Below are 14,480 nucleotides of genomic sequence, written 5' to 3'. Positions count from 1 at the left end.
GCCAGGGCGTGTTATCCCTTGGCCGGGTCCAGACCCCGACCCTTGCCCTGGTGGTCAACCGGGACCTGGTGATTGAAAACTTCAAACCCCACCCGTATTTCTCCCTTCATGTTGAAATTCTTCATGACGCAGGACCGTTTATCGGCACGTTTCAACCCCTTGACACCCAAAAGGGGCTGGATGATCAGGGCCGCTTAATCAACCCGGATGAAGCCTACCGGATCAAAAAAGAGGTAAGCGGCCAGGCTGGAAAGATTATAGAGGCCGTTACAGAAAAGAAAAAAAAGAATCCGCCGTTACCCCATTGCCTCTCCTCTTTACAAAAGGCTGCTTCGTCACAGCTTGGCATGGGAGCCAAAACGGTGCTGGATGTAGCCCAGGCCCTTTATGAAAAAAAGCTGACCACCTATCCCCGGTCAGACTGCCGATATCTGCCGGAAGAACAATTTGATGAAGCAGGCCGTGTACTTGCAGCCCTGGCAAACGTTCCCGGACTTGAACAACTTTCTGAAAATACGGACAGCTCCATCAAAAGCGCAGCATACGACACGCAAAAAATAACTGCCCATCACGCCATTATTCCCACGGGAGAAACGCCATCAAACCTGTCAGATGATGAATCTGACCTGTACCGCATGATCGCCCAAAGCTTTTGTATTCAGTTTTATGCAGCCATGGAATTTGAAGCGCAGAAAATTTTGACCGGCATAAATAACACTGTCTGGAAATCAACGGGCAGAAAGATATTGAATCCCGGTTGGACCGCCTTCATCAGGGAGCAAGAGGAGGAAACCTCTGCTGATCAAGTCTTGCCCGAAGTAAACCAGAACGACGGTGTAACCGCCGCCCAGGTTGATATCAAATCCCAAAAAACCAAACCGCCTGCAAGGTTTACCGAAGGCACCCTTATTGAGGCTATGGCAAATATTCACAGGTTCATCGAAGACGCCCAAGCCAAGAAGACCCTGAAAGAAAATGAAGGGATCGGAACTGAAGCGACCAGGGCCGGGATCATAGAAACATTAAAAGCCCGGCAACTGCTTGAACTTCAGAAAAAGAACATCATTTCCACTGATCTTGGCCGGCAGCTGGTCAAAATGGCTCCTGGTATACTCACTGATCCCGTGACAACGGCAAAATGGGAGTCCAGATTATCAGCTATCGCTGACGGTAAAGATAGCCTGTCCGGGTTCATGACGGACCAAACCATCCAAATTCCGGAACTTGTGAAAGCAATATTTGACCTTCAATTAGACCCGTTACCGGGCACCCATCTTTGCCCGGAATGCGGTCTGCCTTTACGCAGGCAAAAAAGCAAAAAAGGGTCGTGGTATTGGGGGTGTTTCAACCAGCAAGGACATGCCAAGCCCGTATTCCTCAACGATAAAAACGGTAAGCCGGATTTAACGCCAAAAAAAGAAATAGAATTATCAGAACACAAGTGCCGGGCCTGCGGTAAACCGCTTGTGAAACGAGAATCAAAGAAAAAAGGCAAAGGAGGCAGGAAAAATTATTGGTGGGGATGCTCCGGCTTCCCCGAATGCAGGCAAACATATTTTGACGATAGCGGCAAGCCCCGGTTCACAGATAAAAAAGGAGAATAACAATGGATTTTGAATATTTTGCAATGAAACGCAACATGACTGTTGATGAGTACATCGCCTGGCTGAAAAGGCAGCTGGATATTCTTGATTTTGATTCTGACGATATTCCGGGCGATGTTGCCGAATATGCGGAAGAATCCTTCGGCCTCATAAAAATTTCTGCAGAAGAGTTGGCCAGAATGCAAAAAGCTCAGTTGGAGAGTGAGGGGGTTGACGTATGAGCAGATATCAGGACCAGCTTAACGATTTTTCCAAAAGGGTTTTAGAGGCCATTGAAAAAGGCGATGCGCCCTGGCAGAAACCGTGGAAAGAAGGCCGGCTATTGGAACTGCCTAAAAACTTCACCACAGGCCGGAATTATAAAGGTGTAAACCTGATTAACCTGGCAATGAGCGGCTACAATGACCCCAGGTGGATGACGTTCAACCAGGCTAAAGAGATGGATTGTTTTGTCAGGAAAGGGCAAAAAGCCTCCACCGGATTTTTTTATTCGCCCACCAGGTTGGAAAAAGAGCTTGATGATAAGGGAAAGCCTGTCCTGGATGAAAACGGTCAGGAAAAAACGACCGAGGTAACCAAGCCTGTTTTTAAAACCTTTTCTGTCTTTAATGCCACCCAGATTGAAGGCATAGAACCGTACATGCATCCGGAGCCTGCCTGGAGACCGGAAGATAAAGCAGAAAAGATAATTGCATCTGCCAATGTGGAAATCACCGGAAGCCAGCTTGATAAGGCGTTTTATAATTTTTTAACCCATGCCATTGAAACACCGGACAAGTCACAGTTTGACGATAAGTCACAATACTATTCCACCATATTCCATGAATTGTCCCATGCCACGGCCCATAAATCCATGATGGACAGGGGCGTTGACTATGCGGATAAGGATTCCAGGGCCAAGGAAGAATTAAGGGCGGAAATATCGAGCTGGCTGGTGTGTTCTCAAATCGGCATTGGCTATTCTGCCGAATCCAAAGAGAGCAATAAAGCGTATGTTTCGTCCTGGCTCAAAGCAATCAAGGCGGAAGACCGGGTAAAAGAGCTTGGGTTTGCTATGAAGGATGCGGAAAAAATAGCTGAATACCTGATGGGCCTTGATTTGGACCAGAAATTATCACCTGCCGCTCCGTCATATGAAATCAAGGCCCAAATCGTCGAAAATGGTAAAGAAATTGACAACACACCTGATTTTATAAAGGAGAAGAAATTCAAAAGCCTGGATGAAGCCAAATCCACCGCGTTTGCGTATCACCTGGCTGTTATAAGTATTGATAAGGAAAACAACGAATTTTTTAATGACTTGCCTGAAGAGACGGTTTTTACGGTTCGGGATGCAAACGGCCTGCAGGTGTACAGCACAGAAGCTGAAACCGAAACAGTACAGGACGTGGAAACTGAACACGATCCGCCCCCCAAGGAGCTAGCCCCTAAATTATATATTCATGTGCCGTTTAAAGAAAAAGACGAAGCCAAAGCCCTGGGCGCAAAATGGGATAAACAGGAAAAATCCTGGTTTGTCGAACCCGGAGCCGACCAGGCTCCTTTTAAAAAATGGCTCGAACCTGCCCGGGAGAACGGTCTTGATATGAATGAAATAACAGCTCAATTCCGGGATCAGGCAGCCAGGCGCGGCCTGAAGATTGACACTCCCCAGGCGGACGGCAAGCTGCACCGTGTGGCGGTTGAAGGCGATAAGGCCGGCAAAAAATCTGGGGCATACACGCTTTATCCTGACGGCAGGCCTGCAGGGTTCATTCAGAACCATAAAACCGGGGAAAAAGCCAATTTCAAATATGAAGGAGAAATCGGTAAAACAGTCGTTGCATCCGGAAATAAACAAGCCCGGGCAGCCGAGCGGGACGAGGATCACGCTGCAGCAGCCAAAAAAGCGTTCGGCATTTACATCAATGCCGAAAAAACAAGTGATCACCCTTATCTCACAGATAAAAAAATCAATGGCGACAAAGAATACCGGGTTGACAGAAACAACCGACTGATTATCCCTGCGAGGAATCTTAAAACCAACAAGATCGAATCCCTGCAGTTCATAAGCGAGGACGGGCAAAAGCAGTTTTTGACCGGCGGGAAAAAATCCGGGAACGCTTATACCATAGGCGAACTTGACGAGCAAAAACCCATACTGCTGGTTGAAGGGTTTGCAACCGGAAAGACCCTGAATGATGTGAGCCACCTTCCGGCAGTGGTCTGTTTTGATGCGAACAACCTTGAAAATGTGGCCAAACAGATCCGGGAATTGATGCCCTCTGCTGAGTTGTTCATTTGTGCTGATAATGACCACGCCAAGAAAAATAATGTGGGTGTGGAAAAAGCGCAAAAAGCGGCCAAGGCCGTTGGTGCTAAAGTCATTATCCCCAAATTTACGGATGACTCAAAAAGACTTGGGTACACGGATTTCAATGACCTGGCCAAGTGCAAGATGGGTAAAAGCCGGGTTCAAAGCCAGTTGAAATCCCAGATCCAATATCTTTCCAAAAACAAAGGCATAGGGCTTGAACGATGAAAAAACAAGAGTACGGCCTTAAACAAGCCAAAGTAAAAAAAAGCAGGTATCCCCTGCTCTTCCCGGTTTGTTTTTTGCTGTGGGGCTTTGCATTTATGAGTTATGCCACGCAAACCGTGGCCAGGGCGTTTAAATACCATCAGGACCTGGGCAGGCCGGTGTTTAAAACCTATTACCTGCCCTGGAAGGTACTTGAATGGAATAAATATATCACAAACACCCCGATAGGCAGTCAGGTTGACTTGATATTCGGTGTTTTTATCCTCAGCACAGCCTTTGGTTTTTTCTTGCTTCTCAGGAAAAAGCCGAAAGGCAATTTAAATCTGCACGGCACGGCCACCTGGGCAAAGAAAAAAGAGTTGCCCGCAATGGGACTTGATGCCAGAGAAGGCGTATATGTGGGCGGCTTTCCAACGGCCCGGGGAACAAAATACCTGATCCATAACGGCCCGGAACATATTTTAGCATTTGCGCCAACCCGATCCGGTAAAGGGGTGGGCCTGGTTATCCCGTCGCTGCTTGCCTGGCCGGGCTCAAGCGTAACCCTGGACATCAAGGGTGAAAATTACGCATTGACATCAGGCTATAGATCCAAAGAATTAAATCATAAAATCCTTAAGTTTGATCCTGCCGATGAAACCTTTTCTTTTGCTAAATGGAATCCTTTGGCAGAAGTGCGGATTAACACCAATCATGCCATTGCCGATGCCCAGAATATTGCCCAGATGATCTGTGACCCGGACGGCAAGGGCATGAAAGATTATTTCACCCAGGCCGGGTATGCCTTGCTGACCGGGTTGATTTTGCATGTCATTGTATCAAAGCAGGATGCCACCCTTGCCGATGTCGTGGCGGAAATCACAAAAAGCGACAATGAGGGGGATATCAAAAACCTGCTCTATGCCATGATAGACAAGGAACACGCACAGATCCTGAAAAAACGGTATCCGGACATGGATACGGATTTGGCAGATAACATACAATCAACCATTGACAGTTATGCAGGTGAAGCTGTGATCAAAGCCGACCGTGAGTTATCCGGGGTGGTATCCACCGCCATTACAAACCTGTCTTTGTATCGTGATCCCATTGTCGCAAAGAATACCTCTGAGTCTGATTTTTTCATTTCAGATATCATGAATTTAGAAACCCCTGTTGATTTATATCTGGTTGTATCCCCTGCCAACCTGGACAGGTTAAGACCGCTGCTGCGTGTGTTTTTCAATCTGGCGTTAAGAAAATTCACCCAGAAAATGGCGTTTGAAAACGGGCAGGCCGTAGTTGGCTATAAACACAGGCTGTTGCTCATGCTGGATGAGTTTACCAGTCTGGGCAAGCTGGAAATTATGCAAAAGGCCCTGGCGTTTATGGCCGGTTACGGTGTGAAGGCTTATATCATTGTCCAGGATTTATCCCAGCTGCAGGAAGCATATACCCGGGACGAATCAATCACATCAAACTGCCATGTCAGAATTGCATATGCACCCAATAAAATAGAAACCGCAAAGCTCTTGTCAGAAATGACCGGGAAAACCACCGTGGTGGATAAAAAGACCAGTGTCTCCGGTAAACGGTTAGGCGGCATGGGCAATGCCTCTGTATCTGTCAGCGAAGTTGCAAGGCCGTTGCTCACACCGGATGAATGCATGAGGCTGAAAGGCCCGGTCAAAGACGAAAAAGGGGGAATCAAGACCCCGGGCGATATGCTCATATTCGTTGCCGGTTACAACACGGTATACGGTCAGCAGATACTCTATTTTTTAGATCCAGTCTTCCAGAGGCGGGTTAAAATCCCGCCGCCCGGCCATATGAATTTTTCAAACTAAAAGAGGGATAGAAAGATGAAATATACAAGCAAAACCATAAAAATTATGCTGCCCTGCAGTCTTTGTTTTGCGGTCTGTTTTTTTATATCTCAATACTGTTATATCAATGCATCCGCCAGCCTGCCCCTTGGTATATATTTAAAAACCTCCCGGGCAATTGCCAACGGATCTTATGTGGTCTTTCGTCCTATTGCCTCACAACAGCCCCTCGTCTCAAAGTACGTTAAAAATACCCCTTTAATGAAACGTGTGGCTGCTTTACCGGGACAGGCATACCAACTGCCCCCGGCCTTGGATACAGACAGCAAAGGCCGGGCGATTACACCTTTTTCTCCGAAAACAGGCATCGTGCCTTCTGAGCAATTCGTTGTAATCGGCAATACAAAATACTCGTTAGACAGTCGGTATCTCGGCTTTGTACCGCAATCCTCAATAATCGATACAATAACCCCTCTTTTTGTTTTCTGAAGAAAAATATCGGAAAGGAGTGAAAATGAGCGTGGTTTTGGACAGTTTGAAGCATAATTTAGGCTCCGTTGTTACCCAGGCCCTGGACGATGATAACGTGATTGAAATCATGCTCAATCCTGACGGCAAGCTATGGCTCGATACGTTTGATAAGGGAATGGTGGAAGTATCCGCCATTCCTGCATCATCTGCCGCCGGAATACTGAGCCAGGTTGCGTCCATGCTTGGCGCCGTCGTTACTAAGGATGCTCCCGTTGTTGAAGGTGAACTGCCCCTGGACGGCAGCCGGTTTGAAGGGTTGTTCCCGCCGGTTGTGGCTAATCCAACTTTTACAATCCGTAAAAAGGCCATCAAAATATTTACCCTGGATAATTACGTGCGGTCCGGCACCATGTCCCCGGATCAGCATCAGATTATCTGCGATGCCATTGCAAACAAAAAAAATATCCTGGTAGTGGGCGGAACGGGTTCCGGCAAAACCACCCTGACCAATGCCATTCTTGCAGAATTGGCAAATATTGCCGGCGATGAACGGCTTGTCATTATAGAGGATACCTGCGAATTACAATGCGCGTCTGAAAACAAGGTCATGTTGCGCACAAATCAAACTACGAATATGCAGCACTTATTAAAAGCCACTATGAGATTACGGCCTGATAGGATTGTTGTTGGCGAGGTTCGGGGCGGGGAGGCCCTGGATCTTCTTAAAGCCTGGAACACGGGGCATCCTGGTGGCGTTTGTACGGTTCATGCAAATTCTTGTGCGGGTGGCTTGATTCGGTTGCAGCAATTGATTGCAGAAGTCGTTGCTAATCCAATGGAAGACCTAATCAAGGAGGCTATAGATTTGATCATTTTTATCAAACGAACAAAAGAAGGTCGAAAAATAGAGGATATTGCCGTGATAGAAAGCAACGGCATTCAAACAACACAAAAATTAAGGATTTTAAAATGAAAAAATTTTCAGCAACCATTACGGTTTTTCTTTTTTTAACAGTCTTTTTCTGCGACACGTCTCTTTCGTGGGGCGATGATGAGTTAACAGACGAACAAAAATTGGCTTGTGAAGCCATTTTATGTTTATCTACCGGAACCCCGCCATCAGAGTGTGATGCCGCATTAGATTATTTTTACAGTATTAAAAGAAAGAAGCCGTCTGACACCAGGGACGCCAGAAAATCTTTCTTAAAAAAATGTCCTGATTCAGACGCAGAAGGGATGCCAAGTTTGGTTGACGCGATCGTTAATTATTCCTGTTCTTCCTGCACTGTCGAAAAGTTAAATAGGAATTTAATCAAAGTACAAATTTTAGCCCCGGCCAGAGCAAAACGTTTTGGAGAAAAGTATATTGTTAAATCAACAACGATGGTTGATCCTAAATTACCGGCATATTGCCAACAATATTATAATGCCCTTGCTAACCACGAATATACCGACTATCCACAACTAAATTATATCGGATTGGATATAGGTCAAAGAGTTAAAGATGACGACGGCAATGAATATTATTTAATCTATTCAAAGTCAAGAAACGAACAAGCTCAGATAGCGGAGACAATATCAGAAAACCATTGGGAATGGGCCGATTAACCAGGTAACACCATCAGAAATAATGGTGCCGGCAAACACCGTTGTTCCTGATGGTGTTCTTAATAATAAAACGCAGGGGCTTTCAATGAAAAAAGACAAGCGGGAAATCACTCTCAAATCTTATGTGACGAAAAAAGAATACAGCCAAATCAAGCAATTGGCAAAACAGACCGGTTTCTCTGTCTCTGAATATATGCGCAGAATTTTAACCGGCCAACGAATAGAATCAAGGCTTGACCAAGAGGCTTTTCTATCTGCGCTTAAAGTGAACGCTGACCTTGGCCGGCTTGGGGGGCTGTTTAAATACTATCTTGCCCAGGGGTTTAAAAATGTGCCTCCTTCAGAAATAAGAAAGGTGCTGCATGACATTGAAGACAGGCAGCGACAGCTCAGGCCGGTCATTTCTAAAATTCGGGATACGATGTAAGGTTGCCGCCCTGTTTTCTTCCATATATTCAGGCAACACCTTAATGCCATGATATCAAAACGAATCCATTGCGAACCGCAAAACGACAACATAAAACGTTTAGGGGTATACATAGGTGCCGGCCATGAAGGGGAAAAGCTCTTTGCAAAATGGACAGCCGGCTGTTATGCCGGGCAGGATTATGATCTGGCCATTGATGAAATTAAGGCCACCCAGGCAATGAATACCCGGACCAAAAAAGAAAAAACTTATCATATGGTAGTCAGTTTTCATCCCGAAGATTTCAAGAAACTTTTACTGGAAGATTTTAAAAACATTGAAAAAGAATTTGCGTCCGCTTTAGGTTTTGAAGATCATCAACGGCTCTGCGGAATACACATCAACACAGACCATCCCCACATGCACGTTGCTTACAATATGATCCACAAGGGAAAATACACCCGGCATGATCCTTTCTATGATTATTATAAACGGGATAAAACGTGCCGGCTCCTGGAAGAAAGATATAAGCTTAAAGTCGATGTTGGTGTTGAACAGCAATTTAGCGAGTACGTGAAGCAGCGGCAATCAGATGTTAAACACGCCTTTGACAATGCCCGGGATTGGCAGTCCTTGCACAAAGAACTTGCCGTTTACGGCTTAACTGTGCAAATGCGTGGGAACGGATGTATCCTGGCTGCTATCGGCCACAAACAAAAAGATGGTCATCATATAAAATTAAGCGATTTTGATAAAAATTTGTCAAAGAAAAAACTTCAAGACCGGTTTGGTTCCTATGAAAAATCAACCGGAGATTGTGAGGTAAAAGAGTTTTTTCAACGGGAGCCCAAAAGGGAAAACGCCAAAGCCAAAGATTTTGAAACTAAAACCGGACTGAAATCCTTTGAGACCTTTGTTTTAGAATCAAAAGAGTTTATAGCCCAGGCGGCAATTAAATCTGACACCTGGCAAGACTTCCATAGGGAACTGGCCAAAATAGGCCTTGAAGTCAGGCCACGAGGGGCAGGTTATGTTTTAACGGATATAGGCTGCAAGACTAAAAAAAATTCAAGCATTCCTTTTTCTAAAACCGGTATGCGAATTGCCAAAAATGGCATTATCCTTGAACGCCCCAAAAAAGGAGATATGAACAATGGAAGAGACATAGGACAGCCCGGAAATTTGAAAATTTTAGGAAAAATTGAACCGTCCCAAGGCGGTTATACAATTGAAAAGCCGTATAGATTTGAACCGGTGAAAAAACTTAAATCCGCCAAAGAAAGAGAAGCTTGGAAGATTTACATCCGTGAACAAAAACAGCATAATTATAATTGGATAAAATTTAATAAAAATTTTCAGCGTTTTTATGATGAAGATTATGGAATGTAAATTTATTGTTTGCCCAGAGTTTTAAATAATTTGGCGTTTAAGGGGATAAATGAAACGTCTCTCCAGATATGAGTTTGTTGGTTAGTCCTTTATCTATTCCCATCAGGCTTCTTCCATAAAGGAAGATGTTGCCAATTTTTTTGCAATCCCATCGCAGTTGGCCAAATCCCAGGAGAATGGGTTATTAATTGGTGCATCCGATGTGGCCAACTTGTCCCAGGGCTGATTAATTTGAGAAAGTATCCCAACATGATTACGGTGTTTCCGACATACCGGGTGGCATCTGGGTTTAACATAGCTGCCAGTGCTTTGGGTTTTCTGGGCATCCTCATGGTAATGGTCATTCGACGATTCCAAAGCCGTCCATGGTGAGCAGTGATATTTCGGATGAACGTCAGATGGTGCATAAATGAGCGTAGGAGACTTTCATCGATGCCGTAGAGTCTGGCAATTCGATTTTTGTCATGGCGGGTTTTCAAATTCTTATACCAGAGAGAGAGTTGTCCAAAGGACATCACTTCGGCTGAAGCCCAGATTGGAGGTAACGCTGGTTCATCGTACGTTTTGTTGTAATGCTCAATAAAGAGTTCAGTGCTTCGATCAATCTCAGATTCCAAAGAAACCAGGAGATTTTTATGCAGATCAGCCCTGTAAAAATAATTGGGGTCAAGGTAAAAATGACTCCCATAAGCCACGCCCAGTTCGTTGGCAAAATGTGCCCGGAATGAAATCTCAATCCTTTCGATGGCTTCCAGTATTAAGAGCCTGAACTTCCGATCAAAGATATAGAGATTGAGAACATCATCAAACGTGGTCCCTTCTATAAAGTGGTGATCTTTTCCATTCTCTTTGTTTTCAAAGGGAATCCAGTATCCCCTAAGACGAAAGTAACTGATGTGGGAAAGGTAGCGGGCTACTCTATCTGGATCGGGTATCTCCATGCCGCGCTGCCGCAACAGTTGGATTTGATCATCGATAGCAAGAGGGGGTTTCGTATATTTCATGGTTCCCCCCATAAATAAGTAACCCGCCGGGGTGCGCATTCGAGGTCAAAACCCCAAGAGGCGTGGCGGGTGTTATTCAGAATTATTGATAGGGTTAAATTAACACGTGAAAATGAGTTTGTCATCTTTTTTTTATTACCTGTTACAAATCCAAGCCAGCTCCGTATTTCTTTAACCACTGCTTTCTTTCGCGGTAGTCCGGCATCACCTTGTCCACTTCATTCCAAAATAAGTCGGTGTGATCCCGGTGGTGGAGATGACAAAGCTCATGAACCACCATGTAATCAATGATCTTTGGAGGTGCCATCATGCATTTCCAGTGGAATTGCAGCAGATTGCTTTTTGTGCAGCTGGCCCAGCGGTATCCCATGTCTTTAACTTTAAGACCGCCGGGGGAAACCCCTGCTTTTGGAGCGTAGTAAGCAATTCGGTCTTTTATCCGTTTTTCACCCTTGGTTTTGTAAAAGCGTTCAAAGGCTGCTTTTGCAGTGGTTTCCCCTCCCTCGTCAATCAAAGATCGCTTCAAACAGAATCGACCTTGATTGAGCTTTAAATCAGCAGACTGATCCGCCACCAGTGACAAGCGGTAGCTGCGTCCCAGATAAAGAAAAGACTCTCCCTTTACCCACTCACGGACCACAGCGGCCGCGTTTAGATCCCGCCACTCTGCAAGATTTTTGTATATCCACATCCGTTTGCTGTGGACCACTGCATCTACCTGTTCAGGAGTGAATCCTTCCGGGGGCCTGACTGTTACCACGCCATCGCGCTCTATGACGATATCGGTAGTTTTCCGTTTGGTTCCGGGAAGCAGAATGTAGTCAATATCGTTTATGCGTCTGACATTCATTTCTCACCGCCTTTGATCAAGGCATCATGTCTGTTTTTGGCCAGCTTCATGATTTCAATTGCAACACGTTCCCGGTTTTCCTTTAAAGCGTCAATCCCGGTCAGAGTTAACGCTTTCTTAATACGACTTCTGATTTTTTTTTGCTTATCGGCATTGGTCCAAAAACCAATGCTGCCGATACTCGACTGCAGGGTTTCAACAATTGCTTCCATAAGATCTTTCATTTTCGGTTTTGCAGTGTCAGGGATGTCATTCTTTCCAAAGGCCACACCTGCAATGTGCTCGTAAAAAGTAGTGGCCTCTTTCCCCATCCCGTCTTTTCCGGATTTTCTGCCTTCAATGGCCTGGTCCCTTAGCTTTTCAAGTTCCTCAGCCAAAGCGTCCCAGTTGTCCTGGTATTGCTCAATGAGGTTCTCTACCTTTTCCGAAAGGCTTTTGTAGAATGACGGATCTTCATCATGATGTACAGTGCAATGCTTCCTGATGGCATGCTCCATCTCGCTTGCCTTGGCTTCAGTATTGCCTCCGGCGTGCTGGTTCAGTTTTTCGATGAAGTCATCCGCCAGAAGCTCCATTGGTGGCACCATGGGGTTGATTCCCAAACTGATCAAATGCGAGTTGATCAGGTCCTTGACTTTGGCGCCGGCATCACCGAGGCTCAGACTGGTGTCTTTATACCGTTCTTTGGTTACACGCAAGATGTAACCGAAACGCTTGGCAGGAACCCGGTACGGGTGGCCTGCAGGATTGGGCAATATGATGTCCAGACTCATGAGAAATTTTTTCAGGTACACATCAAAGTCAGCCCGCAGTTGTTCATCTTTGAGCAGAGTCACGGCATCATGAACAATAGCGGCATCAGCAGCAATATCATCAAGTGTCCCCTCAATGAACTCTTGTATTCTTTGGATCTTGTGCAGTTTGAACAGTTGCAGCAGACGTTGATATCTTTCTTCCAGAACAGGCATTTCAGAGGTAATGTTTTTGAGTTCCTGAGCCAGTTCTTCCTGCTCATCAGTTGCTGCATACAAGGTTAATGCCTGGGTCAGATGGTTGGCAAGACCAATGTAATCCACGATGAAGCCCCGTTTTTTGCCTTTGGCGACGCGGTTGGTTCGTGCAATGGCTTGAAGCAGGGTATGCTCCCGAATCTTTTTATCAATATACATGACCTGTTCAATGGGGGCATCAAACCCGGTCAGCAGCATGTCGCAAACAATGAGAAACGCAATGCCGGTGAGTTCTTTTTCCGGATCATCAAAGTCAAAAGGTTTGCAAAAGTTCGCCACAGCGTTCCATCCCCTGGTCTGCTTTCTGGCTTCGGTAACAAAGGCGGCTTCATTAGTGCCGTCACTGGAGATCACAACAGCGGCTTTAAGATAATCCAGTTGTTTGATCAGATTGAGATCAGGGGCGGGTGAATTCTTTTCTTTTTGGAGCCTGTCTTGGAGTGTCTCCTGTATGGCCGTTTGATACCGGACTGCAGCCAGCTTCGAGTGGCAGACGACCTGGGCCTTGAATCCGTTTGGTAAAATATTCCCGATGTAATGATCCACTAAATCAGAGGCAATGGCTTTGATTCTTTTTTCCGCCTCCAGAATGTCACCAGTGGCACTGTACTTCTTTTTAATGGCAAGAAGCTCCTCTTCGGTCCGGTCTTTGAACATATCTTCAAAGGCGGTTTCAAAGGCATGTTTTTCATTTAAAGCCGCATCTGCGGTTTTTCCTTCGTATAGGATCTGCAAAGTGGCGCCGTCATTAACCGCGTCCATCAACCGGTAGGTGTCTATGTACTGGCCGAATCTTTTCCAGGTCTTTTTCTCTCCATGACGCTGGGCAATCAGGGGGGTGCCTGTGAACGCAATTCTTGCCGCATTGGGAAAAGCCTCTACGATGTTGTCACCAAGATCGGAACTCTGGGTCCTGTGGGCCTCATCAATCATGAGTAAGATCCGATCGGATTCGTTGATCACACCGAATTGTTTGCCCGAAGGCATGGCCAGGTATGTGCCCAGGGCTTCTGCCACCTGGAGGGGGAGAGCTTCCTCCCTTTGCTGGAACTTATGGACCATGACCATGTTGATGTCTGATGTGTCCGTGCCCAGGTCAACTTTCAGCGCCGCAGTGTTTTCAATGACATTTATTCGTCCACCAATCAGAGTGGCTGTTCTGGCAAGCTGTTTTTCCAGGTCTACACGGTCGTTGATCAGGACGATTTTGAAATCGCTTAACTCAGTAGACGCTCTGATGATCCGGGCGACAAATACCATGGTTAGAGATTTGCCTGATCCTTGGGTATGCCAGACCACGCCATTGCGCTCTGCCGGAGTTTGACCCTGGCGGAGTTGAAAGCAGATTTTGTTGGCTGCCCTGAACTGCTGGTACCTGCAGACCACTTTGATGCGGGCGCCGCTGTCCGTATCCATGAATACGGAGCATGTCCTGAGAATCAGGAGCAGATTGGACTTGTTCAGCATGCCGCTGATCAATTGTTCCTGCTGGTTCTTACCCTCGGCGATCTTGTCATTATTTGGCCATTGTGTCTTCCAGGGAAAGAAATGTTCTTCTCCTGATGTAATCGTGCCGAAGTCCGCTTCCAAGCCGCAGGTTCTGATGAGCAACAGGTTGGTATGAAAAAGACGGGGCTCTCCTTCCTTCAGTCCCTGTTCTGTTGTTGCCTTTCTTCGGTCCATATAAAGCTCAAGAACATCCGCCGGTCTAATCCTGTCCAGATTCAGGGTGATGCGATAATCATGATGCAGCTGGTCAATCCGGTTCAGAAATTCGCAGAAAGGGGTGGTCAGCCTGTCAGGAACAGGCTC

The 14,480-nt window shown here is 46.0% G+C and carries 12 protein-coding genes; 9 read left to right on the top strand and 3 right to left on the bottom strand.

Going from position 1 to position 14,480, the window contains the following annotated elements; translation table 11 throughout:
- From AB7U36_RS07650 to AB7U36_RS07610, 9 genes are all read left to right on the top strand, one after another.
- A partial coding sequence (locus tag AB7U36_RS07650) for a DNA topoisomerase (protein ID WP_428159196.1) occupies window positions 1-1,604 on the top strand: 1,604 nt, incomplete at its 5' end.
- A 2-nt stretch (window positions 1,605-1,606) separates the two neighbouring features.
- On the top strand, window positions 1,607-1,825 hold the full coding sequence (locus tag AB7U36_RS07645; protein ID WP_428159195.1) for a hypothetical protein: 219 nt from the start codon (window positions 1,607-1,609) through the stop codon (window positions 1,823-1,825).
- Window positions 1,822-4,125 (top strand): ArdC-like ssDNA-binding domain-containing protein, encoded by a 2,304-nt coding sequence (locus AB7U36_RS07640; protein ID WP_428159194.1) that lies wholly within the window; start codon window positions 1,822-1,824, stop codon window positions 4,123-4,125. The genes AB7U36_RS07645 and AB7U36_RS07640 overlap by 4 nt, the downstream gene beginning before the upstream one ends.
- On the top strand, window positions 4,122-5,951 hold the full coding sequence (locus AB7U36_RS07635) for a type IV secretory system conjugative DNA transfer family protein (protein ID WP_428159193.1): 1,830 nt from the start codon (window positions 4,122-4,124) through the stop codon (window positions 5,949-5,951). Before AB7U36_RS07640 ends, AB7U36_RS07635 begins: the two co-directional genes overlap by 4 nt.
- Window positions 5,952-6,191: 240 nt before the next feature.
- The gene (locus tag AB7U36_RS07630; protein WP_428159192.1) at window positions 6,192-6,419 is read left to right on the top strand and encodes a S26 family signal peptidase; all 228 of its coding nucleotides are present in this window, start codon (window positions 6,192-6,194) and stop codon (window positions 6,417-6,419) included.
- Window positions 6,420-6,444: 25 nt separating this feature from the next.
- Entirely contained in the window at window positions 6,445-7,374 is a 930-nt protein-coding gene (trbB, locus tag AB7U36_RS07625) for a P-type conjugative transfer ATPase TrbB (RefSeq protein ID WP_428159191.1), read from the top strand.
- Entirely contained in the window at window positions 7,371-8,009 is a 639-nt protein-coding gene (locus AB7U36_RS07620) for a TrbM/KikA/MpfK family conjugal transfer protein (protein ID WP_428159190.1), read from the top strand. The genes trbB and AB7U36_RS07620 overlap by 4 nt, the downstream gene beginning before the upstream one ends.
- Window positions 8,010-8,094: 85 nt before the next feature.
- Window positions 8,095-8,436 (top strand): plasmid mobilization protein, encoded by a 342-nt coding sequence (locus tag AB7U36_RS07615; RefSeq protein WP_428159189.1) that lies wholly within the window; start codon window positions 8,095-8,097, stop codon window positions 8,434-8,436.
- 48 nt (window positions 8,437-8,484) lie between these two features.
- Entirely contained in the window at window positions 8,485-9,804 is a 1,320-nt protein-coding gene (locus AB7U36_RS07610; protein WP_428159188.1) for a relaxase/mobilization nuclease domain-containing protein, read from the top strand.
- 89 nt (window positions 9,805-9,893) lie between these two features.
- Here the strand turns inward: AB7U36_RS07610 and AB7U36_RS07605 are convergent, their stop codons facing one another.
- From AB7U36_RS07605 to AB7U36_RS07595, 3 genes are all read right to left on the bottom strand, one after another.
- Window positions 9,894-10,808 (bottom strand): Abi family protein, encoded by a 915-nt coding sequence (locus AB7U36_RS07605; protein WP_428159187.1) that lies wholly within the window; start codon window positions 10,806-10,808, stop codon window positions 9,894-9,896.
- Between the two features lie 142 nt (window positions 10,809-10,950).
- On the bottom strand, window positions 10,951-11,658 hold the full coding sequence (locus AB7U36_RS07600; RefSeq protein ID WP_428159186.1) for a M48 family metallopeptidase: 708 nt from the start codon (window positions 11,656-11,658) through the stop codon (window positions 10,951-10,953).
- On the bottom strand, window positions 11,655-14,480 hold a 2,826-nt coding region (locus AB7U36_RS07595; protein ID WP_428159185.1), incomplete at its 5' end, for a type I restriction endonuclease subunit R. The genes AB7U36_RS07600 and AB7U36_RS07595, both read right to left, overlap by 4 nt.

Source organism: Desulfobacter sp., assembly GCF_050177295.1.
This window is presented reverse-complemented; position numbering and strand designations above follow the sequence as displayed.